23 protein-coding genes and 1 tRNA gene are annotated in these 25,505 nt (G+C 48.7%); 6 read left to right on the top strand and 18 right to left on the bottom strand.

Going from position 1 to position 25,505, the window contains the following annotated elements; genetic code table 11:
- Positions 1 to 31 precede the first annotated feature (31 nt).
- Complete coding sequence (gene gcvP / locus QCB45_RS03085; protein WP_279419119.1) at positions 32 to 2,944, top strand: aminomethyl-transferring glycine dehydrogenase; 2,913 nt, start codon at positions 32 to 34, stop codon at positions 2,942 to 2,944.
- A gap of 183 nt (positions 2,945 to 3,127) precedes the next feature.
- Positions 3,128 to 4,414, top strand: a complete 1,287-nt coding sequence (gene serS, locus QCB45_RS03080) for a serine--tRNA ligase (RefSeq protein ID WP_279419117.1) — start codon at positions 3,128 to 3,130, stop codon at positions 4,412 to 4,414.
- A gap of 48 nt (positions 4,415 to 4,462) precedes the next feature.
- On the opposite strand, the gene QCB45_RS03075 is transcribed toward serS, so the two are convergent.
- Complete coding sequence (locus tag QCB45_RS03075; protein ID WP_279419115.1) at positions 4,463 to 4,810, bottom strand: MGMT family protein; 348 nt, start codon at positions 4,808 to 4,810, stop codon at positions 4,463 to 4,465.
- A 123-nt stretch (positions 4,811 to 4,933) separates the two neighbouring features.
- Here QCB45_RS03075 and QCB45_RS03070 point away from each other — a divergent pair.
- Positions 4,934 to 5,024, top strand: a tRNA-Ser gene (locus tag QCB45_RS03070).
- Between the two features lie 78 nt (positions 5,025 to 5,102).
- On the opposite strand, the gene QCB45_RS03065 is transcribed toward QCB45_RS03070, so the two are convergent.
- From QCB45_RS03065 to QCB45_RS03050, 4 genes are all read right to left on the bottom strand, one after another.
- Positions 5,103 to 6,761 carry a GGDEF domain-containing protein gene (locus QCB45_RS03065; RefSeq protein ID WP_279419113.1) on the bottom strand — a complete coding sequence of 553 codons (1,659 nt, stop codon included), beginning with the start codon at positions 6,759 to 6,761 and terminating at the stop codon, positions 5,103 to 5,105.
- Between the two features lie 142 nt (positions 6,762 to 6,903).
- Positions 6,904 to 7,437 (bottom strand): DUF2062 domain-containing protein, encoded by a 534-nt coding sequence (locus QCB45_RS03060; RefSeq protein ID WP_279419112.1) that lies wholly within the window; start codon positions 7,435 to 7,437, stop codon positions 6,904 to 6,906.
- An 80-nt stretch (positions 7,438 to 7,517) separates the two neighbouring features.
- Positions 7,518 to 8,813, bottom strand: coding sequence for a 6-phosphofructokinase (locus QCB45_RS03055; RefSeq protein ID WP_279419111.1), 1,296 nt, complete (start codon positions 8,811 to 8,813; stop codon positions 7,518 to 7,520).
- Between the two features lie 66 nt (positions 8,814 to 8,879).
- Complete coding sequence (locus tag QCB45_RS03050) at positions 8,880 to 10,055, bottom strand: HRDC domain-containing protein (protein ID WP_279419109.1); 1,176 nt, start codon at positions 10,053 to 10,055, stop codon at positions 8,880 to 8,882.
- 45 nt (positions 10,056 to 10,100) lie between these two features.
- On the opposite strand from QCB45_RS03050, the gene mpl reads away from it, so the two are divergent.
- Positions 10,101 to 11,471, top strand: coding sequence for a UDP-N-acetylmuramate:L-alanyl-gamma-D-glutamyl-meso-diaminopimelate ligase (gene mpl, locus QCB45_RS03045; protein ID WP_279419107.1), 1,371 nt, complete (start codon positions 10,101 to 10,103; stop codon positions 11,469 to 11,471).
- Positions 11,472 to 11,586: 115 nt separating this feature from the next.
- Positions 11,587 to 12,225 carry a DNA-J related domain-containing protein gene (locus QCB45_RS03040; RefSeq protein WP_279419106.1) on the top strand — a complete coding sequence of 213 codons (639 nt, stop codon included), beginning with the start codon at positions 11,587 to 11,589 and terminating at the stop codon, positions 12,223 to 12,225.
- Positions 12,226 to 12,339: 114 nt separating this feature from the next.
- On the opposite strand, the gene QCB45_RS03035 is transcribed toward QCB45_RS03040, so the two are convergent.
- The 8 genes from QCB45_RS03035 to QCB45_RS03000 form a co-directional block, all read right to left on the bottom strand.
- Positions 12,340 to 12,948: an elongation factor P hydroxylase gene (locus QCB45_RS03035; protein ID WP_279419104.1), complete on the bottom strand. Its 609-nt coding sequence runs from the start codon at positions 12,946 to 12,948 to the stop codon at positions 12,340 to 12,342.
- A 28-nt stretch (positions 12,949 to 12,976) separates the two neighbouring features.
- Positions 12,977 to 14,257, bottom strand: a complete 1,281-nt coding sequence (gene hemL, locus QCB45_RS03030) for a glutamate-1-semialdehyde 2,1-aminomutase (protein WP_279419102.1) — start codon at positions 14,255 to 14,257, stop codon at positions 12,977 to 12,979.
- A 37-nt stretch (positions 14,258 to 14,294) separates the two neighbouring features.
- Positions 14,295 to 14,798 (bottom strand): TlpA disulfide reductase family protein, encoded by a 504-nt coding sequence (locus QCB45_RS03025; RefSeq protein ID WP_279419100.1) that lies wholly within the window; start codon positions 14,796 to 14,798, stop codon positions 14,295 to 14,297.
- Between the two features lie 116 nt (positions 14,799 to 14,914).
- Positions 14,915 to 15,580, bottom strand: coding sequence for a ribose-5-phosphate isomerase RpiA (rpiA, locus tag QCB45_RS03020; RefSeq protein WP_279419098.1), 666 nt, complete (start codon positions 15,578 to 15,580; stop codon positions 14,915 to 14,917).
- A 166-nt stretch (positions 15,581 to 15,746) separates the two neighbouring features.
- Positions 15,747 to 16,217 (bottom strand): hypothetical protein, encoded by a 471-nt coding sequence (locus tag QCB45_RS03015; RefSeq protein WP_279419096.1) that lies wholly within the window; start codon positions 16,215 to 16,217, stop codon positions 15,747 to 15,749.
- 94 nt (positions 16,218 to 16,311) lie between these two features.
- A complete protein-coding gene (locus QCB45_RS03010) occupies positions 16,312 to 16,815 on the bottom strand; it encodes a copper chaperone PCu(A)C (RefSeq protein WP_279419095.1) in 504 nt (167 codons plus the stop codon).
- 77 nt (positions 16,816 to 16,892) lie between these two features.
- Positions 16,893 to 17,498: an SCO family protein gene (locus QCB45_RS03005; RefSeq protein WP_279419093.1), complete on the bottom strand. Its 606-nt coding sequence runs from the start codon at positions 17,496 to 17,498 to the stop codon at positions 16,893 to 16,895.
- A gap of 83 nt (positions 17,499 to 17,581) precedes the next feature.
- Entirely contained in the window at positions 17,582 to 19,585 is a 2,004-nt protein-coding gene (locus tag QCB45_RS03000) for a TonB-dependent receptor (RefSeq protein ID WP_279419091.1), read from the bottom strand.
- Between the two features lie 254 nt (positions 19,586 to 19,839).
- Between QCB45_RS03000 and ilvA the strand changes: the two genes are divergently transcribed.
- Entirely contained in the window at positions 19,840 to 21,366 is a 1,527-nt protein-coding gene (gene ilvA, locus QCB45_RS02995; RefSeq protein WP_279419090.1) for a threonine ammonia-lyase, biosynthetic, read from the top strand.
- 118 nt (positions 21,367 to 21,484) lie between these two features.
- Here the strand turns inward: ilvA and QCB45_RS02990 are convergent, their stop codons facing one another.
- The 5 genes from QCB45_RS02990 to purN all read right to left on the bottom strand — a co-directional run bounded on the left by QCB45_RS02990 (position 21,485) and on the right by purN (position 25,492).
- On the bottom strand, positions 21,485 to 21,898 hold the full coding sequence (locus QCB45_RS02990; protein ID WP_279419088.1) for a hypothetical protein: 414 nt from the start codon (positions 21,896 to 21,898) through the stop codon (positions 21,485 to 21,487).
- 173 nt (positions 21,899 to 22,071) lie between these two features.
- A complete protein-coding gene (gene gshB / locus QCB45_RS02985; protein ID WP_279419087.1) occupies positions 22,072 to 23,115 on the bottom strand; it encodes a glutathione synthase in 1,044 nt (347 codons plus the stop codon).
- A gap of 262 nt (positions 23,116 to 23,377) precedes the next feature.
- Complete coding sequence (dcd, locus tag QCB45_RS02980; protein ID WP_279419086.1) at positions 23,378 to 23,995, bottom strand: dCTP deaminase; 618 nt, start codon at positions 23,993 to 23,995, stop codon at positions 23,378 to 23,380.
- The gene (locus QCB45_RS02975) at positions 23,992 to 24,771 is read right to left on the bottom strand and encodes a DUF3108 domain-containing protein (protein ID WP_279419084.1); all 780 of its coding nucleotides are present in this window, start codon (positions 24,769 to 24,771) and stop codon (positions 23,992 to 23,994) included. Before QCB45_RS02975 ends, dcd begins: the two co-directional genes overlap by 4 nt.
- 46 nt (positions 24,772 to 24,817) lie before the next feature.
- Complete coding sequence (gene purN / locus QCB45_RS02970; RefSeq protein ID WP_279419082.1) at positions 24,818 to 25,492, bottom strand: phosphoribosylglycinamide formyltransferase; 675 nt, start codon at positions 25,490 to 25,492, stop codon at positions 24,818 to 24,820.
- Positions 25,493 to 25,505: the final 13 nt, after the last annotated feature.

The following is a 25,505-nucleotide window of genomic DNA, read 5'->3' as shown; positions in this document are numbered from 1 at the left end:
GCAGTAATTTAACACTTCGGCAGGAGGTTTTATGGCCAAAACCGGATTCAAAGAATTGTCTTTATTGTCGCTGGATGCACTGCAACACAGCGATGAATTTGTTAACCGTCATTTGGGTCCGGATGAAACCGAACAGGCCTGTATGTTGGAAGCTTTGGGACTTTCTTCGATAGACGAATTGCTGAACAGTGTCGTCCCCGAATCGATTCGCCGTCATGACGACATGATGCTGTCAGAAGGTATGACCGAGCCTCAGGCTCTCGCTAAACTCAAAACCATCGCGTCAAAAAACATCGTCAATCAATCCTATATCGGCATGGGCTATTACAACACCCACACGCCGCCGACCATTCAACGTAACATTCTCGAAAACCCGGCCTGGTACACCGCTTATACGCCTTATCAGGCGGAAATCTCTCAAGGCCGTCTGGAGGCGATGCTCAATTTCCAGACCATGGTGTCCGACCTGACCGGAATGGAACTTGCCAATGCATCTATGTTGGATGAAGCCACCGCCTGCGCCGAAGCGATGACGCTCTGTCAACGTATGAGCAAATCTAAAGGAAAGGTGTTTCTGGTGGCCGAAGATTGCCACCCGCAAAATATCGCCGTGGTTAAAACCCGCGCCGAGCCGCTCGGCATTGAAGTGGTGGTGGCGAATCCGTTTGAACGCATCGACGATTTGGATCTGTTTGGTGTGCTATTGCAGTATCCCGGAACCGACGGCAAGGTAAAGGATTACACCGATCTGATCGAACGGGCACATCAGAAAAAGGCATTGGTGGCGGTATCGGCAGACCTGTTGAGTTTGACGCTGTTGAAACCGCCGGGTGAAATGGAAGCGGATGTTGTGGTCGGCAATACACAGCGCTTTGGTGTGCCTTTGGGATATGGTGGCCCGCACGCAGGTTATATGGCAACTCGTGACGCCTTTAAACGATCCATGCCCGGACGTTTGATTGGCGTTTCAGTCGACAGCCGGGGAGAGAAGGCCTATCGATTGGCTCTGCAAACCCGAGAGCAACATATCCGCCGAGAAAAGGCCACCAGTAACATCTGCACCGCCCAAGCATTGCTGGCCGTCATGGCAAGTATGTACGCGGTCTACCACGGCCCGCAAGGCCTGCTCAAAATCGCCTACCGAGTGCACCGTTTGACCAGTCTGCTGGCAGACGGTCTGGAAAAGCTCGGTTATTCAATTAATCACGATTGTTATTTCGATACCTTGAGCATCCATGTTTTCGACAGAGCTACTCAAGTTTTTGAAGTCGCATTGGCGCATGGAATCAACCTTCGTTCTCTTGATGAAAGCAGCATTGGAATCTCCCTGGATGAAACCACTACCCTTGAAGACGTGAAGCAGTTGTGGGAGATTTTTGCCGGTGAAAATAGTGCTGAGTTTGATGTAACTGAATTGGAATCTCAATCTCAATCCCTAGAAACGCTGCCGGATTCTCTGTTGAGACAGTCGGAGTTTCTGACGCATCCGGTTTTTAATTCCTATCATTCGGAAACCGAGATGATGCGCTATATGCGCCAGTTGGCAGACAAAGATCTGGCATTGGACCGCGCTATGATTCCGTTGGGTTCCTGTACCATGAAACTGAATGCCGCGGCCGAGTTGATGCCGATTTCATGGCCGGAATTCGCCAAACTCCACCCGTTTGCGCCAAAGGAACAGACGCAGGGTTATCAACAACTATTCAAAGAATTGGAAGCCATGTTGTGCGCGGCTACTGGCTACGATGCGGTCTCTTTGCAACCGAATTCCGGAGCTCAGGGAGAATACGCAGGCCTGTTGGCCATCCGGGCGTATCACCGAAGCCGAGGCGAAGGGCATCGGGATGTCTGTCTGATTCCCGCCTCGGCGCACGGAACCAATCCCGCTTCGGCGCAGATGGCCGGAATGCAGGTTGTAGTGGTGGCAACTGCGGAATCCGGCGATATTGATCTGGACGATTTGCAGACTAAGCTCGAACAATATTCGGATAAGTTGGCGGCGATTATGATTACCTATCCTTCGACTCACGGTGTGTTTGAAGAGAATGTAAGAACCGTTTGCGACCGGGTACATCAACACGGCGGGCAAGTCTATATCGACGGCGCCAACATGAATGCGATGGTCGGCGTCTGTGCGCCCGGCGAGTTTGGTGGCGACGTTTCCCACTTGAATCTACACAAGACGTTTGCGATTCCGCATGGGGGAGGTGGCCCGGGTGTAGGGCCAATCGGCGTCAAGAAACATTTGGCCGAATTCCTGCCTGGGAATGCGTTGGAGGCGGATATGGATTTATCTCAACACGTCGGAGCAGTTTCTTCGGTTCTCCAAGGGAGTGCCGGTATCTTGCCGATCAGTTGGATGTATATTGCCTTGATGGGCAAGACCGGGCTGACGCAAGCGACGGCAACCGCGATTCTAAACGCCAACTACATTGCCGCACGGTTGGGTGAGTATTATCCAATCCTCTACAGTGACGCGAGAGGTCTTGTGGCGCACGAATGCATTATCGACCTGCGACCAATCAAGAACGACACAGGCATCAGCGTCGACGATGTCGCCAAGCGGCTGATCGATTACGGTTTTCATGCACCGACCATGTCGTTTCCCGTAGCCGGAACCTTGATGATTGAACCGACCGAATCGGAATCAAAGGTAGAACTGGACCGTTTCTGCGACGCCATGATCGCCATCAAACGGGAAATCGACGCTGTGGCTTCCGGCGAATTGGACGGCGAAGATAATCCTTTGATTAATGCTCCGCACACGGCCGATCATGTGATGGCCGATGAGTGGCCGCACGCTTACAGCCGGGAACTGGCGGCTTATCCGTTGGCTTCTTTGAAGCATAACAAGTATTGGCCGCCGGTAGGCCGGATCGACAATGTTTACGGCGACCGCCATCTGGTTTGTGCTTGTCCGCCGATGAGTGATTATCAATCCTGAATCCGGCCCGAAACCAACAGGCCTGTTCAAAATCTTTTCGTTCTGTTTGGAAGTTGGTAAATCCCGTCGAATATGGCGTGTAATTGCGCTATCGGCGGCGCGAATTGATGTTAGAATAATTCGCAAAATTCAAGTCGTCCTGAGACGGCGGAAAAACAGAATAATCAAACACAGAGAGTCACCATGTTAGATGCTAAGCTACTGAGAACCGAGCTGGAAACGGTTGCTGAAAAATTGAAAACTCGCGGTTTTGAATTGGATACCGCGCAGATCGAAACCTTGGAAGCGCAACGTAAAGAGTTGCAGGTTAAGACACAAACCTTGCAGGCCGAACGTAACAGCCGTTCGAAAGGCATCGGTAAAGCGAAAGCACAGGGTGAAGACATTGCACCGTTGTTGGCGGAAGTAGCTGATTTGGGCGACCAGTTGGAAGCGGCTAAAACCGCATCCGATGAAGTTGAAGCAAAGATCGAAGAGATCTATGCGAGCATCCCTAACATTCCTCACGAATCCACGCCGATTGGCGGTGGTGAAGACGACAACGTCGAGATTCGTAAGTGGGGTGAGCCAAAAGCATTTGATTTTGAAGTCAAAGACCACGTCGATTTGATGGAAGCCCGCGGTTGGTACGATAACGATGCGGCGGTCAAAATCGCTTCTTCTCGTTTCTCTGTGTTGAAAGGTTCGGTCGCCAAGCTGCAACGCGCCTTGACACAGTTCATGTTGGATACGCATGCGGAAAGCGGTTATGAAGAAGTCTATGTGCCTTACATCGTCAACCAGCACAGCTTGCGCGGAACCGGGCAATTGCCTAAGTTCGAGGAAGATCTTTACAAGCTGAGCAAGCACGAAGAACATGACACCAACGATCGTGACTTGTATCTGATTCCGACTGCGGAAGTACCGATCACCAACCTGCTACGCGACGAGATCATTGATGAAGCCGACCTGCCTATCCGTATGGCTGGCCACACGCCTTGTTTCCGTTCCGAAGCGGGTTCTTACGGGCGTGATACCAAAGGTTTGATCCGTCAGCACCAGTTCGAGAAAGTTGAGATGGTACAGATTGTTCACCCTGAAAAGTCGTACGAAGCGTTGGAAGAATTGACCGGTCATGCCGAACTGATTCTTCAGAAACTGGGCTTGCCTTATCGTTTGATGTCGTTGTGTACTGGTGATATCGGTTTCTCGTCCGCCAAGACCTATGACTTGGAAGTTTGGTTGCCGGGGCAGAGCGCATACCGTGAAATCTCTTCGTGTTCAAACTTCGAAGACTTTCAGGCACGTCGTTTGATGGCGCGCTACCGTTCCGGTAACGACAAGCCGCAACTGGTTCACACGTTGAACGGTTCCGGTTTGGCAGTAGGCCGTACTTTGGTTGCGGTACTTGAAAACTACCAGAACGCCGACGGCAGCATCACCGTGCCGGAAGCCTTGCGTCCATACATGGGCGGTGTTGAAGTGCTTTAATGACGCTTTGATGTGATTTGATAAAAAGACCAGGCCTGCCTGGTTTTTTTATGCCTGCGATTCGGACTCTTTAAAATCGAAAAACACCGATTCAAAGTCGGCGACTTTGGAATTTTTGATCTCAATTCCTTCGCCTTCAAGTAATTCTACTTTCTTGTCTTTTCCCAGAGCGTAATCCCCAATGGCGCCATCGCTGTTGACTACACGGTGACAGGGCACTTCAATTAAAAACGGGTTTTTCGCCATCGCTGATCCTACTGCACGGTAGGCTTTGCTGTCCAAAGCGTCGGCAATCGCTTTATAGGTCGTGACTTTGCCTTTTGGGATGCGTTTCAACAAATCGTAGCAACGTATTTGAAAGGGCGTAGGGTTCGATTCGGGCTTTGAAGTTTTCATGATTTTCAACAGGCCTGCTTAAAAATTCGGGTTCCATGACAATTGTATATTTTTTTACAAAAATATGAACGAAACGCCTTGCAAAAAACTCTGGGGGCTCTATAATACGCCACATCAAACATTGGTGGACTGGCTGAGCGGTTGAAGGCGGCGGTCTTGAAAACCGTTGTAGGTTAGTAGCCTACCTGGGGTTCGAATCCCTAGTCCACCGCCATATTCTTAAAACCCGCATTGAGATTGCTCAATGCGGGTTTTTTTATGTCTCATTTTCTGTTGCAAAATTCCAAGCTGATTAGGTATCGGTGTTTTTCGATTTAGCGTTTTCCGGAAAGCATATTCTGCCTTTACCACTCTGTTTGGCTGCGTACATGGCGTCATCGGCCATATCGATCAGTTTCTCAAGGTTGTTGTGATGACTCGGATACATGGCGATACCGATACTCACGCCTAGCTGTAAGATGCATTCGTCGATATGAATCGGGTCTTGGATTTTATTTAGCAGTTTTTCGCCCAGGTGGGCGGCATGTTTTTTGTTGGACAGTTTAGGCGCGATAAGTGCAAATTCGTCACCGCCCAAACGGATCAGAACATCGTGTTCGCGTACGCTACCCTGTAATCGCTTAGCGGTAATTTTTAATACTTCGTCACCTATGTGATGGCCATATTTATCATTGATGGGTTTGAAGCCGTCCAGATCGAAGAAAAATACGGCATAGGGAATCGACTTATCCTTAGGCAACACCATGTTTAAACCCTTTTTCTGATCTAGGACGTGGCGATTAAACAGGCCTGTGAGTTCATCGTGGAAAGCCATGTAATGCGTTTTATATAGCAGGTACTGCTTATCCCGGTGATAGGTCGCCAAATAAAACGACAGTAAAGACAAGAAAACCAATCCGACGAGCAGGTAGGGTACACCGCTTTGCAGAGCTTTGTGAGTGTCGGTATAGAACTGGGATGCAGGCAGGAACGAGACAAGAATCCATTGATAGTTTTCCAGTTTTGTCTGGGTTTTGAAATAGGTCTTGCTGAAGTCGTAGTGCCAGCTTCCTGTGAGGTCTTTTGGAGTTAGAGGCAGAAGGGTTTTAAAGCTATAGACGCCAGCGGGAGTGCGGATTTGCCCTGATTTTTGCCTTAGTATTTGCTGCCAAATTTTGGGGTGTTCATTGGCAAAAGAGACCTTTTTTTTGTCGTCAAACATGAAGCCCCACTCTTTTTCCTTGTCAGGTCCTTTCAGCCAGTAACCGTCATGATCGAGAAGCATCAGGGACGAGCGGGAGTCGAGTACTTTGGAGCCGAAATTCAGGGCATCCAGTAAGCGTTGTCCGAAATAGTTCATGATAACCATGCCCTGTGGACGTTCGTTGGCATCAAACAGGTGCATACCAACTCTTATGATGGGTTTGAAAGGCCGTTCCACTTGGCCGTGATCAATGTTCAAGTCCATCCGGGAAACATAGATGTCATTTTGATTTAACGAGGCGATATCCTGAACATAATAACGGTCGGCTTTGTTTTGTAATTTATCTTCTCTTTCAACACTGGCGATGCCGTCTTTGAAATTGATGCGGATGACTTCCTGTCCGTTATTATTCAGGTAACGTATTTGGTCGTAACGGCCTCGGGTTTGCGAAATGGTTAGGTAGGTATCGGTTAATTGTGACTTGATTAATCGATCAGACGCCTCGGTAGACAGGATTTGTTTCGATATCGGTAGCGAGGCAAGGGTGAGCAGGTCAGACAGGGTCGTTTCGTACTCCTTAAAGATCGAAGTTTCATGCAAGTCCAGTTGGTTGAGTTCCTGGTGTTCTTGGTATTTGAGTTCCTGATCCGACTTAACGTTGTACCAACTGCTTAAAATCAACAGAACCGCCAATAACAAACCGCTGAAGGTGAATAGGAATTGTTTTATCAGAGCCTGTTGCTTGGGAGATAGAATTTGATTGAACATAGGTTTAGTAGTCTGCCTGGATAGGGCCTCTTCTGCTGGTAATCTTCCCGTCCCTAGTTCGATTGACAGCGGTGATTCTGATTGTATTAATCCGGTTTTAAGCAAGTATACTCATACTCACCGTAAGGTGTCTAGGCGGAACTTAACGTGATTGGCGGTTCTGGAGGCGGTTACGAATGGTTTGCCAGACATTAAGCCAATGAAAGTGAGCGATGAAAACATAGAGTACGCTGCCGATCATGACGCCTAACAGGACGTTGCCGAAATAAAAGGGTTGCCAGATGTGTGGGAAGACGGTGGTAAACCATTCCTCGGAGGCGATCGGGATGTTTGACGACATGTCGTATAGATCGGGGGTGCCCATGATGAATACGCCGAACTTATAGCCGCCGTACCAGATCGGCCACATGGTGATCGGGTTGGTAACCCACGCCAAGGCGGTTGCCAGTGGAATGTTAGCGCGTAGGTAATAGGCAAACACCGACCCTAAGACCATCTGGAAAGGAACCGGCAACATCATGCAGAATGCGCCGATGAAGCCGGCGCGAGCGAAAGATGTGCGGTCCCCGGCCCAATAGATACGGTCCTTGAAGCGGGGGAAATATTTATTCAAGAAAACCGACTGCTTAGTCTTGCGGCCGATTTGATGAATTTTCAGGCGAATATAACGAAACATACCGAATATGATAGCAGAGTTTTTCCATACTCTTATGAGGCTTTTTCCTCTATTTGTATGAAAAAATGATGGAAAAACAATTATTTGACGGCTTTATATTCCGACAGTTTCGGTTCAACGATTTCGAACTGAAGCGGGTAGATGTCCGGCAGTCCGTTTTTATATTGCATCGGGCGTTCGCCTTCAATCAAAGGTTGCAGATAATCCAGAGCAGCCTGAGTGACGTCCATGCCGTCTTCGCTGATGAATTCATCGGGCACACGGTATTCCAAATCGGCCACAGCAAACAGGTCGATGTTCTTGAAACGCCATTTCAGAGGGTTGGTTGCGGTTACTTCGACAACCGGCAAGACGCCGTGTTCGCCGTCCAGTGCCGCTTGAACCGCTGCTTTTCCGGCACCGTAAGCCATTTCCCAGTCGGTTTGAGAAACCAGATGGCTGGCTGCACGCTGCATGTAATCGGGAACAGCGCTGTGGGTTTTGCAGTCGAATTCCTTGTTGACGATTTTGGCGATGGTATGCGCAACGCCGCCAAGCTGGGTGTAATCCTTTAAATGGGTGTGCTCGACGTTTTCGATGGAAATGTACTCACCGTTCTCATCGGTCAGTCCTTCGGAGACGATACAGGTACAGTAACCTTTGGTTTCCATGAAATAACGAACTTTGGTAAGAAATTCCTCACGGCGGAAAGGGCGTTCGGCCGGAAGAACGATCAGCGGGACATCCGGAATCTGATTTTTGATCAGCCCGCCTGACAGCGCTAGCCAACCAGCGTTACGGCCCATAGCTTCGATGCAGAAAAAGCGCGTTGAGGTATTGTGCATCGAATACAGATCCAGCGTCGATTCAAGCAGGCTGGTTGCCAGGTATTTCGCCGCACTGCCGAATCCCGGACTGCAGTGGGAAAGCGCCAGATCGTTGTCGATGGTTTTAGGAACGCCAATGCAGATGACCGGATGGCCGTGTTCCGAACAGTAGTCGGCGACTTTCTGCGCCGTTACCATCGAACCGTTACCGCCGTTGTAGAAGAAATAACCGATGTCATAAGTGACGAAGATTTCCAGAACGCGCTGGTATTGCGCTGGATTTTCGTCGATTGGGTCCAGATCGAAACGGCAGGCCTCAAAAGCGGCTCCAGGCTGGTTCTTGATGCGATCCATCACGCTGTCGGACAGTTTGCTGACATCGACTAACTGTTCTTCAAGCACCCCTTTGATGCCGTTAATGGCGGCGTAGATTTTGCCGAAAGTTTCAGGGTGCGCCTGGCACATTTCGATCACGCCGGCGGCACTGGCGTTGATGACCGATGTCGGGCCGCCCGCCTGGGCGAAAAGTACGTTTTTTGAGGGCTGGTTGTGTGAAAAGGTTGCGCTCATTACTCTGGCCTGTCGATTTTATTGATGGGCATTATAAACGAATTGAACAGGCCTCTAGGTTGCTTTTTAATGACGCTTGAGCACCAGATTCCCTTGTTCGATTTGCAGGCAGGTCTGCCCGGATAACAACGATTTTAGTGGCTCGACGATGAGCAGGGCGCGCCAACCGTTGAGATCGGCGTTTTGTTCGTTACGAATCATTTTAACCAGTTCGGACTTGTGAACCAAATTATGGATATTGATACGGTAATCCAATGCAACCTGTTGGCAGTAAGTCATGCACAGGTTGACCAGTGTTTCTTCCTGAGGCTCAACCGGCGCGTCTTTCGGTTTGGGTTTCGGCCAGCTCTCGGGAGAAGAGGCAAATACCCGGTCGATGCATTCGATCCATTCCGACCCGTAATCGCGAACGGACGAGGATTTTACGTTTGGCACTTTGTAGAGCGCTTCGACGGTTTGTGGCGGACGTTTGGCGATGCCGATAATGACCTCGTCGCTCATGACCCATTTCTTCGGTTGGTTATGTTCAATGGCAAAACGTTCGCGCCATTCGGCCAAGGCGTTGACTATGGCCAGTTGCTTGGGTTTGAAATTGCGCACGCCTTTGACCTTTTCACCGGCCATTGTCGGATCGATTTGGTATAAGGATTCGTCGAGCAGGGTGTCGCAGTCTTGTTGAATAGCGGTCGTCTGCTCCGGCGTCAGGTTCTCGATGAATTTTTCATACAGCGGCGCCAGATAACGTACGTCGTCGATGGCGTACTGGATCTGTTCTTCCGTCAGTGGACGGGCATGCCAGTTGGTACGGGTCTGGGTTTTGTCCAGTTTGTGGCCGAGTTCGGCTTCTACTACACGCGCAAAGCCCGCTATATCACCGTGTTTGAAAAAGATTGCAGCCAGTTGGGTGTCGAAAATTGAAACCGGCATTTTGTTTGCAAGTTGATACAATACCTCAATATCCTGACGGGCTGAATGAAAGACTTTCAGCAGGCCTGGTTCGGTCAGAATGTCGACCAGCCCTGTGAGTTGGCCGTTTTCCTGAATCGCCAGCGGGTCAATAATCGCAACTTCGCCTAGATTGTCCTGAATTTGCACCAGGCTCAGTTCGGCAAAGTAGGTGTCGGTGCGAACGAATTCAGTATCGATGGCAATCCAGTCGATATCGCTGTGTTCGATCAGGTGCCGACTGTAACGGTTTAGTTCGTCTTCGGTTTGGATAGAAAGGTAGGCTATGTTTTGCATAGCAAAAGTGTAAGAGCAACCTCGGTAGAGAGCAAGGATAATTGTGTGAAAAAGCAAAAGATTCATATTTTGGGTATAGCGGGCACATTCATGGGGGGCATCGCCCAGATCGCCAAAGCGATGGGACACGATGTCTCCGGTTCGGATAAGGCCATCTACCCGCCAATGAGCACACAGTTGGAACAAGCCGGTATCGAGGTCAGCGACGAGCAGGATTTGGACTTTTTGAAAGCGGAGCCGGATGCGGTTGTGATCGGTAATGCGTTGAGCCGCGGCCATGTTGCCGTTGAAGCGACTTTGAACGCACAACAGGTTTATACCTCCGGCCCTCAATGGTTGGCGGAGACGATTCTTAAAGACCGTTGGGTGGTGGCGGTTGCCGGAACGCACGGCAAAACCTCGACCGCGTCGATGGTGGCTTGGATTTTGGAATATGCCAAGCTTAATCCCGGTTTTTTGATTGGCGGCGTGCCTGAGAATTTCGGGGTATCGGCCCGTTTGGGTGATTCGCCGTTCTTTGTGGTGGAAGCGGACGAGTACGACACCGCTTTTTTCGACAAGCGCTCCAAGTTTGTTCATTACCATCCGCGTACCTGTGTTTTGAATAATCTGGAGTTTGACCACGCCGATATTTTTGATTCGGTCAAAGATATCCAGAAACAGTTTCATCATCTGGTTCGAACTGTACCGGGCAACGGTTTGATTGTGATGCCCAAGGACGAATCCAATCTGGACGAAGTCATTGAAATGGGGTGTTGGACGCCGGTTGAAAAGCAGGGCGCAGCCGCCGAATGGAGTTACAAACTTTATGAAGACGACGGTTCGGAGTTCGAAGTGATGTTCAAGGGGCATTGTATGGGACGCGTCAAATGGTCGATGACCGGTTTGCATAATGTCCGCAATGCGTTAAGTGCCATTGCCGCTGCGGTGCATTGCGGCGTGCCTGCCAGAACCGCGGTGGACGGACTGTCCGAATTCAAAGGAATCCGCCGCAGAATGACTTTGATCGGTGAAGCGAACGATATTCGGATTTACGATGATTTTGCACACCATCCGACTGCCATCGCCACCACTTTACAGGGAGCGAAAAACCAGCTGAAAAAACTCGACAGGCCTGGTCGATTGGTTGCGGTATTTGAGCCGCGTTCCAATACCATGCGCATGGGGGTTCATGCGAAAACCTTGCCTGCGGCATTCGACGAGGCCGATGCCGTTTATGCGTTCATCGATACCGCTTGGAATTGGCAATTACCTTTGGATGCATTTAAAGAGCCGGTGACGGTAGAGCACGAATACGAAAGCCTGTTGCAACGCTTAACCGAAGAATTGCAGCCGAACGACACCGTGGTGATTATGAGTAACGGTGGTTTTGGCGGTATTCACAGCAAACTGTTGGCCGCTCTGGAAAATCGCTAATGTGGGCTTTGCTGGAAATTGGCATTCTGGTTTTGGTGGTGGTTTGGATCGTCTGGATGATCAAGCCACCTAGTAAGAAGTAACAAAAAGTAAGAAAAGGATAGGAGCTTCAAGTATGTACGGTTCTATTGAAGTTCCGCCGATTCCCGAACGCTTTGAAGCACTGGTAAGTCAGGCTTTAAAGGCAGAACCAACGATCAGTGAATATCAATTGATGAAGCATTTGTCCGCGAACGGCTTGGTTGAATTCAAACCGGATTTGGAACCGTTGACGATGTTCCGTTCTCATTTCTTATTATTCCATCTGCTTTATCGTCTTCAAGATCGTTGGCATGAAGAAGGTCAAGGTTGGTTGAGCATTCATACCACTGACATCCACTTGGAACCCGATGCGTCTTTTTCACCTTCGTCCAATCCTTTGCAGTCTCAACTGCGAGAGAACGATCCTATCAAATCTTATTATCTGGACTACCAGGAGTTCTTAAATACACAAAAAGAAGATGTGTTGGGATTGCTGGACGATTTCTGGCGGAGAATGGCTGGTCTTCCGGCTTTATCTATTGATGCGACTTCTAGATCGGAGGCAATGAAAACTTTGGGGTTGGAGGAGGAGTCGTTATCTTTGCAGAGTGTGAAGCAACAGTTTCGTACACTGTGTCAGCAGCATCACCCTGATAAGGGAGGCGATCCAAAGATGTTTAGGCGGATTTGTGATGCCAAAGATATTTTAGCTATGAGTTTAAAGTCGCCTTGAATAGGTCAGCGACTAACTAGAAAAATCTGATGGATCGAGCATAAAACTGATTTTAAACAGGCCTGTTCAAAATTGAAGAGGCGGTACGGCAGGCTTGTTTGGTCTCTGTTAAGGCTACCGAACTTGATTGAGTGAAAACTCTTCGGTTGAGAGGGCGCGACCAGGTCGGTAGGCTTCAATCAAGGCGTCAGACCACATTCTGACCCTTTCGGGCAAGCCGTTGTCCAGATAGGTTTGAACCTGTTGCCAGACGGCCTGTTTAAAACTTTCCGAAATACCGGCTTCTCCATTCAAATTGTCCGCACTGAAGTGAAACTGAAAGTTGGCAGATTGCGAGAAAATCCATTCCAGAGCTTGCGGTTTGACTTCCACCTTTTCAAATTCAGCCTGTTGATCGGCGGTTCTTCCGTCTGGCTTGTACCAGTAACCGAAATCTTCCAGTAAACGTCTTTCCTTACCTGCAACGCACCAGTGTGAAATCTCATGCAAAGCGCTGGCGAAGAATCCGTGCGCGAAAATAATGCGGTGATGAGGGTGTTCGTCGTCTGCCGGACGGTAGATCGGTTCCTCTTCGCAACAGACCAGTTCTGTGTTGTAGGTTGGAATGAAAAGGTCGTTAAACAGTTCAACGACTTGTTCGGGTGTGTGTTTCATGGTCTTGTGAAAGCTAGGTGTTGTTGGGGTTGGGTAGGATGCATTTAAGGAAAGGGTGAAAGCATTCATTTGAACGCTTTCATCCCCCAAGATTGGATTACAGACGAGCCATTACGCGTCGTGCCGCGTCGATGGTTGCGTCGATGTCTGCTTCGGTATGCGCTGAAGAGACAAAGCCGGCTTCAAAGGCCGAAGGTGCCAGGTAGACACCTTCATCTAGCATGCCATGGTAGAAGGCTTTGAAACGTTCCATATCGCCTTGGGCGACTTGTGCATAGCGGCTGATGTTTTTCTCTTCACTGAAGAAGAAACCAAACATGCCACCGACCTGGTTGGTGGTGAATGGAATGTTGTTTTCATCCGCAGCGGCCTGCAAGCCTTTTACCAAACTGGTAGTCATGGCTTCAAGCTTGTCGAAGAAACCTTCTTCGCTGATCAGTTCCAGAGTTTTCAAACCGGCCGCCATCGCAATTGGGTTACCGGAAAGCGTTCCCGCTTGATAGACCGGACCAAGTGGGGCGATGTGTTCCATGACTTCACGTTTTCCGCCGAAAGCCCCAACCGGCATTCCGCCGCCGATGACTTTACCGAACGTAGTCAGATCCGGCGTGACGTTGTAACGGCCCTGCGCGCCGGTCAAGCCGACACGGAAACCGCACATGACTTCGTCAAAAATCAAAACCGAACCGTGCTGGTCACAGACTTCACGCAGAGTTTCAAGGAAACCTTCTTCCGGCGGGATACAGTTCATGTTTCCGGCAACCGGCTCAACGATGATACAAGCGATCTGGTCGCCGATTTCAGAGAAGACTTTTTTTACTTCTTCCGAATCGTTGTGTGTCAGAGTCAGGGTCTCTTCCGCCAAAGCGGCAGGGACACCTGGTGAAGATGGCACGCCCAGGGTCAAAGCACCGGAACCGGCCTTAACCAATAGAGAATCGGAGTGACCGTGATAACAGCCTTCAAATTTGACGATCTTGTCGCGACCGGTATAACCGCGAGCCAGACGGATTGCCGTCATGGTGGCTTCGGTACCCGAGCTGACCATACGAACCATGTCGATGGAAGGGATCAGGTCGCAGACCAGGTCGGCCATCGTGGTTTCGATTTGGGTCGGAGCACCGAACGACAGACCATCTTCCGCTTTGTCCTGTACGGCCTTGATGACTTGAGGGTGGGCGTGACCAAGAATTGCCGGACCCCATGAGCCGACATAGTCGATATAGCTTTTATCATCTTCATCGACCAGATAAGCGCCTTTGGCGGCTTTAAAGAATACCGGATCACCGCCGACGCCTTTGAATGCGCGCACAGGTGAGTTTACACCGCCGGGAATATGTTTTTGGGCGGCTTGAAATAGGTCGTGTGAATTGCTCATCGGGTTTCCTTTAATACTTGATCTGATAGGTCTGGACTTAGAGGTTCGGGCTCATTTGCTTAATGCGTTCGCTTACGATGTCGAACTGAACTTCACCGATCTGTTGATAGACGATGTTACCGTTCGGAGCGATCAGGAAGCTGGTCGGCGTCAATAACACTTCGCCGAACGCTTTGGATAGTTTGCCGTCGGTGTCCATGACGAAAATAAATGGATAGGGATTACTCTGAATGAATTTCTGGACTTGCGATGCAGGGTCGTATTGCATGGAAATTGCAACCAGCTCAAAACGGTCACCAAGCTCCTGTTTCATTTTGGCCAGATGGGGCATTTCGGCAATACAACCAGGACAGGATGTCGCCCAGAAATTGACCAGTACCGGTTTTTTAGGATGACTGAGGTCGATGCTTTCTCCCTGAGTGTTCTTGACCGTGACAGCCGGAGCTTTGCCAAGACCATCGGAAAAGACGGTGAAATAAAGCAGGGTGGACAGTAGGACGATGACTAGAAGTCCGAAGAGTTTACTACCAATGTTTTGCATAGGATCGAATCACTTTTGTATGGAGGTGAAAAACCTAAAATACCTATAAACAAAAATCGGGTCTACATTGAAGCAATGGACCCGATTCAAATTAACGCTATTTGCGGATGAGCGTTTTACTCAGCCGTAATGGTTTCGACACCATTTGCTGTTCCGCAAAGGAAAATGTCCGCTTTACGTGCAGCGAACAGACCGTTGGTGACGACACCGACAATGCTGTTCAATTCGTTTTCCATGGCAACCGGGTCTGTGATTTCAAGGCCATGGATGTCTAGGATGACGTTACCGTTATCAGTGATGAAACCATCACGAAGAACCGGTTCGCCGCCGAAGCGCTTGACGATTTCACGAGCGACGTAGCTGCGGGCCATTGGAATGACTTCCACAGGTAGCGGGAATTTGCCTAGAACGTCGACCTTTTTGCTGTCGTCTGCGATGCAGACAAACTTCTTGGCAACCGCCAAAACGATTTTTTCACGAGTTAGGGCGCCACCGCCGCCTTTGACAAGGTGCAATCCCGGATCGGCTTCATCGGCACCGTCGATGTATACAGACATTTCAGCGACCGAGTTCAGATCCAAAACAGGGATACCATGACCTTTCAGACGTTCCGCAGTTGCTTCGGAGCTGGCGACGGCACCTTCGATAGAGCCTTTGATTTTAGCCAGTTCGTCAATGAAGAAGTTAGCGGTTGACCCTGTGCCCACACCGATGATGGTATCCGGCACGACGTATTCGATTGCCGCTTGAGCAACTTTTTGTTTTAGTTCATCTTGTGTCATGATTATCTCTCTAATTATGTTATTGATTTATTTTGTCGTTATTTTTTGTGGCGTAATTGTAATCAATAACAGTGTGGTTGTATAGCATTGCACTTTGACTGTAAGCACGTCATAAAAAGCAGCCGGCAAGAAGCCGGCATGCTAATGAGAGGGAACTCTCTCGGGATTATTTCGCGTGCTTGTATAGAACCGGTGGTGGTTCGACAGCCGGTTTCTCTGCGATCAGTTTAGGAGGCATTTCGCCTTCCTTACGCTCATAGCTTGAAACGATCATTCCGGATTGCGAAACATAGTATTTGTCAGGATATACGTGAACCGCTTTGAATGTCATAGGACGAATCTGGCGTGACTGCTCAGCAATCGGCTTACCTAAAGACATATACATTCCGCAGATGGTTGAGCTGCTTGCAACGGTTTTGGTTGGCAGGCGATCTAAATCCTGGTAGCTCAGTTGGCCGCGTTTGTTCAGTTCATCAAAATAGGCTTTTTTCTCTTCTTCGGATTTCAGTGTCGAGTAGTTCACACATAGATCCAAATTTTTCATTTCGCTGATATCGCTTTCTTTCGCTTGAGCCGAGCTAATCATCAAGCCTGAAATCAAGATGCCGTAGAAGCTTTTCTGAATGTTCTTTTTCATTCTATGTACCTATTATTGTTAAGGTTTTTGCTAGGTAAAAGGCCAGATAGTCTACCCCTTACCCATGAAAAAATCCAGTTTTTTACAACCGGACTTAGTGCATGTCGCCATGATTATGCTGCATCGGCATAGTCATCACTTTCAAGGATTTAACCGGCATGGAGATGGCTTTTTGGCTGCCGTCTTCGAATTTCAACTGCATTTTAACGGTATTTCCCATTTTTAGAGGTTCTACCGGTTCGATCAGCATGATGTGCAGACCGCCTGGTTGAAGTACGGTTTCACCGTGTGCTGGGACGGTGATGCTATCGATTTTGCGCATGCGCATGACGCCGTCATCGTTACTGTGAGTGTGCAGTTCCACAATTTCCGCTGCTTTTGAAGCTGCTTCAACCAGCTTGATGTCCTGATCGCTCTGATTGCTCAGTGTCATGAAGCTGGCGCTTGCAGGTGCGCCTGGAGGCACTTCACGGGCATAGGCTCCGCTGACCTGAATCTGTTCCGCTTGATCTGCATAAACGCTGAATGAACTGAAAGACGCGGCTGCGCCCAAAATGAATGTGGCCAGTTTGGTTTTATAGGAGGTGTGGAAAGACATGTATTAATTCCTTTGTTTATAAGCCCCAAGTTGCAAAGCAATCGGAGACGATATTGAGAATAAATGGTGGTTATTGTTTATTTTTCAAGGTATTTCCGGATGGTTTTCACAAAATTGTCAGGATTGGTTGCGTGTGGCAGTTGTTCCCGAAGTTGGCCTTGTTGGTCAACCACATAAGTGAAAGCAGAGTGGTCGACAGAATAGTTTGTGCCGTTGTTCGGGTCGTCCACCTTGGCGTAGACCACGCCGTAACGTCGGCTGACTTCAGCGATGGTGTCCGGGTCGGAGGTTAAACCGATAATGCCTGCTTCAAAGTAATCCGAATATTGCTTCAGGCGTTTCGGCGTGTCTCTTTCCGGGTCGACTGAAATGAACAGGATTTGGGTTTTGGCTTTTTCCTCTGCTGTCAGTCTTCGGTAAGCGACGGATAGGTTTCCAAGATTGGTCGGGCAAATATCCGGGCAGTAGGTGTAGCCGAAATAGATCAGTACCAGTTTGTTCTTGAAATCGCTTAATGAATGTTTGCCGTCTGCAGCATTGAGAGTGAAATCACCACCGTGTGGTGCATCGCTTGAAATCAACTTGACTGGTGTTGACGAGTTGGAATGACTTGGAATGAAGAATGACCCAATGCCTAGAAGGATTCCTAAAACTATGACGGAAATCAGGTATTTGGTTTTCATTTTCAAAGTCCTTTATATAAATCAAAAAACCGCCAATAGAAAGAGATTCCATGGCGGTTTTCGATAATCATATCACTAGTTGCTTAAAATCTTGCAGTGACTTTTGCCCAAACATTACGTCCGGGCTCATTAACCTTGTATAGATTCCCGCTGACAGGATCTTCACGGTTAATGTGGTTGTAGTAAGCGTGGTCGAATAAGTTATCAACTCCGGCCGATAGTGCAAACGTTTTATTCACGTTATAGCCTGCATAAAGGTCCACTGTGCTCCAAGCTGGAGTGGTCTTTTCGTTGATTACGTCATAAACCTCGTCCTGTTCGGTTGCAAAGTTGAAACGCCCACCGGCATAAAGTTTATTGGTGTAATACTCTGCGAAGACGTTTCCGGAAAGCGGCGTCATGCTTGCAAGGTTGGTATTATCCGTGGTGTTGTCACCTTTGGTCAATGCAGCATTGAAACCTGTTTTGAAAGCGTGGTTTACGAAGTAAGTGGCCGCTAATTCCAATCCGTAGATCGTTGCGTCTTTATTTATGTAAACCGCAGAGCCGGCTGCATTCTTGGTTCTCAAAATATAGTCTTCAACTTGGTCGTAGTAAGCCGTTGCACTGACATCGTAGGCTTTGGTATTACGGCTCACTCCTATGTCGATCTGATTGTGTTTTTCAGGGTTCAAGTCCGGGTTTCCGACCCACCACATGGAAGGCATGGCTCCGCCTTTATTCATGAAACGTTCGGTTGCGTCAGCGGTACGGGTTGTATGGCTGATGCCTGCAAACCAGTTAACGCCGTTGTCATAACCGCGCTCATAGCGTGCCAGTGCGTTCAAGTTTCCTTCTTCGACCGATGTTTTTCCGGAGTAGTCACTGTTGGCGTTGGTGTACAGGTTGGTCGCCATCATATTAACGTCACGTGCTTCGGCTTTGACTTGGTCGTAACGTAAGCCGAGAATGACTTTTTGGTTGTTGCGGAATAGAGAAGTGCTTTCTGCGAAAACGCTGTTCTGTTCTGTTAAAACGTCCGGCCACATCTTGAACAACAGTGCATCCGGATCAGGGTAACGGTTATACAATGAAGCCACTTTCTGTTCGGATTTCAGGATGACACCGTAATCCAATTTTGTGTGACCCAACTGGCTGGTTAGTGTCACTTTACCACCGGTGGTTTCGGTTTTGGATGGGGTTTCCATCAGTTTAGTCGCATCTATTGGAGTACGAAGTTCAAAGTTGTTCATTACGTGTTCGACGTTTGACTGGTAGGCTTCGATTTTCAAACCTTGCAGGTTTTTTGCCAGGTTTTTGCCTTCATAGCTAAGTCGTTTGATTTCTGCATCGGAAAGTGGGGCATCCATACTTGCACCTTGGTAAAGTGCATCGTCTGTGCGGCTCTTTTCATAGGAGAATTTGAATTCGTTGTTCTCATCCGGACGCCATCCCAGATCCAGATGCCCCTGCTGACTTTCATAGCTTGAACGGACTTCGTCTCCATTACCGTCCTTATAGTTGTCCGCCGACTTTTTCGAGCCTTGAAGAACCATGTATAGCTGGTCGCTGCCGACAGCAACTTTGGCATTCAAGTCCTGAGTCAGGCCGTTTGAACCGGTGGCCGCGCTGATTTCACCCTGGTAAGGTTTACCTTCTTCAAAAGTCGGGGCTTTGCGTTCGAAAAGGATGGTTCCGCCGGTTCCGCCTGCTCCATAAAGCAACGATTGAACCCCTTTAATAACGGTGACGTCGTCGTAACTGCCGACTTCGGCATAAGAGGTTGGAGGATCCATACGGTTAGGACAACCACCAGCAATTTCAGCACCGTCTAGAATAACGTTCAATTGTGTGTTTTGTTGACCACGGATCTGGACGTCCAATCCGTGTCCGCCCATGCGGATGGCGTCGACGCCATTAAGTTGACGTAAGATCTGACCTGTTTCCGTATTTCCAGTGTGTGTCAATTCTTCAGTGCCGTATGTTTCCTGTTGGGAAGTTTCTTTTTTCTCGACCACTTCGACCGTAGAGATGTCCGCTGCCAATACCGCCGTTGGTGCGGAAAGTGCGCTTAGAATTGCAATGGATAGTTTTTTTCTTGAAAACATGTTCAGACCTTTAAATAGGTTAATAGTTGGTTAATTTTTGGGGTATTTTACTCACCCGAACTGATGCAATCGTTGAGATATTCTTAAGGCTTTTTACAGGAGTCTTGAGAAATATTTGATTGCATGACATCGATCAATTTTTAGGCATTTTTTTCATAGGCTTTATCGTCTTTTATAAATGCTATAATGGCTCGCAGTTTTATAGCTTAAACCCTGTATCGCAGTTCTATTATCAAAGAGCCTAAGGAAATTGAATGCCAGAAGAAATTTTGCGCCGAGTGTTAACCGTTCCAGTTTATGACGTTGCTGAGGAGACTCCGTTAGAAGTGGCTCCGTTACTGTCTAAACGTCTGCAGAATAAGGTCTGGTTAAAGCGCGAAGATTTGCAGCCGGTGTTCTCATTCAAATTGCGCGGCGCCTATAACTGCATGGTGAATCTGTCTGATGAGCAGAAACAGGCGGGGGTGATTGCTGCTTCGGCTGGAAACCATGCACAAGGCGTTGCCTTGTCAGCTTCCAAAATGGGCATCAAGGCGACTATTGTCATGCCGAGAACCACACCTCCAATCAAGGTCAATGCAGTGAAGAACTTGGGTGGGAATGTTGTCTTGCACGGCGATACTTACGACGAGGCCTCAAAACACGCCAAACAGTTGATGGTAGAAGAGAGCCTGACTTTCATTCATCCGTATGACGATCTGGACGTTATTGCCGGGCAGGGGACGATCGCTCTTGAGATGCTGCGTCAGCACAGTAAACCGTTTGATGTGATCTTTGTTGCGGTTGGTGGTGGCGGTTTGATCTCCGGTGTGGCGGCGGTCATTAAACAGGTTTCTCCTAAGACACGTATTATCGGTGTAGAGCCGGAAGATGCGGCTTGTATGACTGAAGCTCTTAAGGCTGGTGAACGTGTCGTACTGGATCAAGTCGGTCTATTCGCCGACGGAGTGGCTGTCGCCCAGGTGGGGGAGATTCCTTTCCGGATCGCGCAGACCTGCGTTGACGAGATGGTGACGGTGAAAACCGACGAGATCTGTGCCGCAGTCAAGGATATCTTTGAAGATACACGCGCCATTGCAGAACCAGCGGGTGCGGTCGCTTTGGCGGGTATGAAAAAGTTTGTCGAGAAGTACGAAGTGTCCGGCTTGGAAATGGCCGCGATCGTCAGTGGTGCGAATATGAACTTTGATCGTTTGCGTCATATTTCGGAACGTACCGAATTGGGTGAAAAGCGTGAAGCGATTTTTGCCGTTACCATCAATGAAGAGCCGGGCAGTTTCAAACAGTTCTGTGAACTTTTGGGTGGACGTCGTTCAATCACTGAATTCAATTACCGTTACTCCGATCCGAAGAGCGCCGTAGTGTTTGCCGGAGTGCGAACCGAAGGTGGCCGCCCTGAACGGGAAGCGATTCTGAACGAACTGGTTTCCAAAGGCTATGCGGTCGAGGATATGACTGACAACGAGATGGCGAAGCTACACCTGCGCTTTATGGTCGGAGGGCATGCCAACGGCGTTAAGAATGAATTGCTGTACCGTTTCGAGTTTCCGGAAAGACCTGGGGCTTTATTGCAGTTCCTATCGCAAATGAGCGAAGAGTGGAATATCAGTCTGTTCCATTACCGTAACCACGGTGCGGCATATGGTCGTGTTCTGGTCGGTGTTCAGGTGCCACCGGAACAAAGCGATGACTTTGAAGCCTATTTACAAAATCTTGGCTACCGATATGTCAATGAGCAAGATAATCCCGGTTATGGACTGTTTTTGAAGTCTAAGCAGTAGATGTCGAACAGGGCAGGAATAGAAAAGTAGGGAAGTATGTTTTCAACAGGCCTGGTCGGAAAGGATGCTTTCCACCAGGCCTGTTTGGTTCCGATCGGCTGGAAAGCACCTCAGTAGCTTATTTCAGCTGGTCACAGATGTGTCCAGTGCTCTTGCCTTGTTCATCCAACTCAAGGGTCGGGAATTTTGGCATGAAACCTTGCTGTTGCATTTCTTTACTACAGGCTTGAATACGTGTGAAAGTTTTGGAGTTCTGCATCTCTTTGCTGAATTCCAGTGCTTTTTCCTGAGCTTCTTCGCGTTTCCCTGCGCCACATAAGTCACGCAGTTCATTTTCAATTTGATTTAGATGTGCTTGGTTTTTTTGCAGTTCGATTTCGTCGATTTCCTGCAGGCATTGCTGCATCTTATTCATTTGATGAACCATCTGCTGCATGTGGGCATTGTCCAGTGAAGACATGTTTTCCGCAAGAGCTTGCGGCAAATAGGTCAAAAACCAACCTAATAATAATGTACGAAAAAGCGTATTCATAACCTCTCCTTTGTGTTGTGTTTGAGGCGTGTGGAAGCAGCAGGGCTGCAAATGTTCAGGATGCGTGTTTCTTTTCAGGATTCTCGCAAAGGTTGAACGTGATTCGGATCAATTGCGGCGGGTGCCGGGAATGTCTGTGTTTGTTTCGGTGCATTCCCGGTTTCGTGAATGGATCAGTGTTCAGACTGTCTGAAATCACTCAGACGTTTAATCAGGTATTCCAGATCGGCGCGTTTCTCTTCTTTTTCATGCACTTTCTCTTCGATGAAGTCCACAACCGGAATGTGCAGCTTCTTCTTGTCGAGTCTGTTGATGTTGCTGATTCCGCCTGGATTCAACACGTTCACTTCAAGGATCTTGTCACCGATCATATCGACACCGACGAAATATAGACCGTCGGCCGCTAGACGAGGACCGATTTTTCGGCATACGGCCATCTGGGAGTCGGTCATCTTGTACTTGTGGGCGGTGCCGCCTACCTGTATGTTGGCACGGACATCACCTTCCGGCGGCTTGCGATTATAGGCCCCAAGGAATTTGCCGTTCAGCATCAGGACTCGGACGTCTCCTTCTTCGGCCCCCTCGATGTACTCCTGAATGATGATGTAGTTGTCGTCACCCTGGCCGTGGATGTAGAAGTCGAGAATCGAGTTGATGTTGGATTGCGCGTTCTTCTCCAAAACGATGACACCATGTCCGCCTGAACCGACCAACGGCTTCAAGATGACTTTGTCTCCAGGCATTTCATCGATCGTCTGACGGATAAATTCCTTGTTTTTGGAAACGTAGGTAATCGGCAGGAAGTTGTTATGCGGATCGTTGAACGTCGTGGTGTACAACTTGTTATTGGCTTTGCGTACGCCGTCGATGTCGTTGAGGATGACGCATTCGTCCTTGATCGCGTCCAGGAAGTTGAACATGATTGGATCGATCGGCGGATCTTTGCGAATCATCAAACTGTCCAGCCCGTGCAGAGGCGTCAGGGTCTGTTTGAACGACACTTTCTTATAGAATTGGACGATGTTATCGGGAATCTTCTCCATCTTCTCAACCTTTTTGATATAGCCGTAAGCGATGTTATTGCGTACGGTCAGGTTCTTGGGGTAGAGAATGAATACGTTATGACCACGTTTCATACACTCGCGAATGATCAAGATGGTCGAATTTTTGGTCGGTTCGATTTTTTCCCAGTCTGCAATGATAAAGCCGATATTCATCAGTAGTTACCTATTATAAGAAGGCTAAAAAATGTGAACAGCAAGTGTGTTCGAGAAGTGATGTGTTGTCCACTGAAGGGTGGTGTTCAGATAGAACGAATTATCGACCAATTTACAGAAATGTAAAGAGAAGCGTGCTTATTTTTGCTGAATCTGGGTGAAAAATTAGCGATGCAACGTTGGAAATAGATGAAGTCTTAGATTTGTGTCAGGGGAAACTGGTCTGCCGGTGATGCCGGCAGACAGGGTATGAAAGAAGGAGTTAATCCGCTAAAAGGTCCAGTTGCGCTTCGTCTCTCTGATCCTGGTTGATACGGCTGGCGATCGGACCGCTCTGATTGCGGTATTTCGCATCTTCACGTTTGTTATAAGGTTTGACTGCCGCACTGGATAAGGTTTCGAAGTTGATGGCGCAGATATCCATTCCCGGACGCAATGCCAGTGGTAACTTTCCGCTGTTGAAGATTTCCAGCACAATCTGACCGTGCCAGCCCGGATCGATTCGGTGTGCAGTGACGTGTACCATCAATCCCAGTCGCGCAAGGCTTGAGCGGCCGTCCAGCCAACCGACCAAGTCGTCGGGGATGGTGACGGACTCAGCGGTGGCCGCTAGAGCCAGTTCGCCCGGGTGTAGGAAGAAAGCTTCGCCTTCCGGAATAAGGATTTCCTCGCCCATGACCGTGTCCATGATCTTTTGCATCTCGTCCTTCGGTCCGCTTAGATCGATGTAAGGGGCGGTATGATCGTTGAAAACGCGAAAGCGGTTATCCAACCGTAAATCGACACTGATGCCTTTTATCTTATCTTGAGACGGTTGCGGCTCAATGCTGATCTTGCCGACTTTAAGGTATTGGATAATGTCGCGGTCGCTTAGTTTCATAGTGTTTCAGGAAGCTCTTCTAATAAAAGGGTGATGGTTTTATCTTTTTCGATATTATAAACGTCAATTCGTCCCGGGAAGTAGTCATATGACGGTAATAGCCAGACTTTTATTTTGGCTTTGCTGGTTTCGAATTCAAATCGTTCCGCATCAACGGTGGTTTCAAGGTCGGCCAGTTCCAGTGATTCGATTGGGTTGGAATCAGAGATATCTACCGCTTCCTGCAGATTGGTGTCTTGCAGATGGAATCCGTTCAAAGGTTGTTTGTTGAGTTTTGCGTATTGCAGGGCGTAAGCAATGGAAACCATGTCGTAGAGTTTTGGCTGTATCGGCCAGAAACGCTCTTTTTCCACATAATTCACTCGAACCGGCATTGAGTCGGTTTTCACGAAATTAACGGTTTTGAGTATCTTGCCCTTTTCGGAAGTGCTGCGAGTGATCTTCTGGTAACTTTGCCAAGCAAAACCGCTTTCGGTTTGTTGCAGGTGGATGATTTCTTCGGTTTTCTCGTGCAGGAACCAGCTGGCGATTCCGCTGGGAGAAGCGGTCGCCGTCAGTGTGCAATTTTGTTGCTCACAGCGAAAGGTCTGTTGGGATGTTCCGAGTTTGATGTCAAAGGCATCGACTTCGTAACTGGCTTTGAAGTCTTTGATGACCGCTGCACTGGCATTCATTGGTAACGAGATGACCAGGCCTGTTAATACGCCAAATAGAGCGTGTTTCAGTTTCGAATGAACCGAATTGACTGTTTTACGGCTAAAAATTTCATCGGACATGTTGCGAAGACTCCCTTAAATGAAAGCAACGTAGCGTACCGCAATCTTAACCCAGTTGAGATTCCGCATCCTGTATCGATTCCAGTATTAACGGTTGGGCGAGTGGTTGCTGATTATACCAGACCTTGCCGTTTTCAAATTTCAACTTGCCTTCGGCAAACCATTGAATTACTAACGGATAAGCTAAATGCTCATTACGGTGGATTTTGTGTCTCAGGCTTGTGGCATCGTCTTTTGCCTCAATGTTGACCGATGATTGCAAAATGATCGGGCCGCCGTCCAGTTCCGGGGTAACGAAGTGGACGCTTAATCCGTGCTCGGCATCGCCTGCGTCAATCGCTTTCTGGTGCGTGTCCAATCCCGGGTATTTCGGCAACAGAGACGGGTGGATGTTCAGCATCCTGCCCAGATAGTGCTCGGTAAATCCGTTGGAAAGGATGCGCATGAAACCGGCAAGGACGACCAGATCCACGTTTCTATCGTCGATCTCTTTTTGGAGTTCGGCATCGAAAGCAGCGCGGTCGGGAAAATTGCGGTGATCGATTGCGATGTGTTCGATACCGGCGTTTTCGGCACGCACCAGGCCGTAGGCATCGGCCTTGTTGGATAACACCAGAACGATTTCATAAAGGTTGGGATGGTGTTTTTGATGCTCGATAATCGCCTGAAGATTGGAACCACTTCCGGAGATAAGAACGGCAATACGCAATGGTTGTTTCATAGGGTCGGTTTGT

It is taken from the genome of Thiomicrorhabdus sp. ZW0627 (genome assembly GCF_029767005.1).
Classification (GTDB): Bacteria; Pseudomonadota; Gammaproteobacteria; order Thiomicrospirales; family Thiomicrospiraceae; genus Thiomicrorhabdus.
The sequence above is the reverse complement of the archived record's forward strand: the minus strand, read 5'-3'. Positions and strand labels throughout refer to the sequence as shown.

Bases quoted from the DNA above. Each gene is read 5' to 3' on its own strand.
- gcvP (WP_279419119.1), top strand. From the start codon at position 32: ATGGCCAAAACCGGATTCAAAGAATTGTCTTTATTGTCGCTGGATGCA.
- serS (WP_279419117.1), top strand. From the start codon at position 3,128: ATGTTAGATGCTAAGCTACTGAGAACCGAGCTGGAAACGGTTGCTGAA.
- QCB45_RS03075 (WP_279419115.1), bottom strand. From the start codon at position 4,810: ATGAAAACTTCAAAGCCCGAATCGAACCCTACGCCCTTTCAAATACGT.
- QCB45_RS03065 (WP_279419113.1), bottom strand. From the start codon at position 6,761: ATGTTCAATCAAATTCTATCTCCCAAGCAACAGGCTCTGATAAAACAA.
- QCB45_RS03060 (WP_279419112.1), bottom strand. From the start codon at position 7,437: ATGTTTCGTTATATTCGCCTGAAAATTCATCAAATCGGCCGCAAGACT.
- QCB45_RS03055 (WP_279419111.1), bottom strand. From the start codon at position 8,813: ATGAGCGCAACCTTTTCACACAACCAGCCCTCAAAAAACGTACTTTTC.
- QCB45_RS03050 (WP_279419109.1), bottom strand. From the start codon at position 10,055: ATGCAAAACATAGCCTACCTTTCTATCCAAACCGAAGACGAACTAAAC.
- QCB45_RS03040 (WP_279419106.1), top strand. From the start codon at position 11,587: ATGTACGGTTCTATTGAAGTTCCGCCGATTCCCGAACGCTTTGAAGCA.
- QCB45_RS03035 (WP_279419104.1), bottom strand. From the start codon at position 12,948: ATGAATGCTTTCACCCTTTCCTTAAATGCATCCTACCCAACCCCAACA.
- hemL (WP_279419102.1), bottom strand. From the start codon at position 14,257: ATGAGCAATTCACACGACCTATTTCAAGCCGCCCAAAAACATATTCCC.
- QCB45_RS03025 (WP_279419100.1), bottom strand. From the start codon at position 14,798: ATGCAAAACATTGGTAGTAAACTCTTCGGACTTCTAGTCATCGTCCTA.
- rpiA (WP_279419098.1), bottom strand. From the start codon at position 15,580: ATGACACAAGATGAACTAAAACAAAAAGTTGCTCAAGCGGCAATCGAA.
- QCB45_RS03015 (WP_279419096.1), bottom strand. From the start codon at position 16,217: ATGAAAAAGAACATTCAGAAAAGCTTCTACGGCATCTTGATTTCAGGC.
- QCB45_RS03010 (WP_279419095.1), bottom strand. From the start codon at position 16,815: ATGTCTTTCCACACCTCCTATAAAACCAAACTGGCCACATTCATTTTG.
- QCB45_RS03005 (WP_279419093.1), bottom strand. From the start codon at position 17,498: ATGAAAACCAAATACCTGATTTCCGTCATAGTTTTAGGAATCCTTCTA.
- QCB45_RS03000 (WP_279419091.1), bottom strand. From the start codon at position 19,585: ATGTTTTCAAGAAAAAAACTATCCATTGCAATTCTAAGCGCACTTTCC.
- ilvA (WP_279419090.1), top strand. From the start codon at position 19,840: ATGCCAGAAGAAATTTTGCGCCGAGTGTTAACCGTTCCAGTTTATGAC.
- QCB45_RS02990 (WP_279419088.1), bottom strand. From the start codon at position 21,898: ATGAATACGCTTTTTCGTACATTATTATTAGGTTGGTTTTTGACCTAT.
- gshB (WP_279419087.1), bottom strand. From the start codon at position 23,115: ATGAATATCGGCTTTATCATTGCAGACTGGGAAAAAATCGAACCGACC.
- dcd (WP_279419086.1), bottom strand. From the start codon at position 23,995: ATGAAACTAAGCGACCGCGACATTATCCAATACCTTAAAGTCGGCAAG.
- QCB45_RS02975 (WP_279419084.1), bottom strand. From the start codon at position 24,771: ATGTCCGATGAAATTTTTAGCCGTAAAACAGTCAATTCGGTTCATTCG.
- purN (WP_279419082.1), bottom strand. From the start codon at position 25,492: ATGAAACAACCATTGCGTATTGCCGTTCTTATCTCCGGAAGTGGTTCC.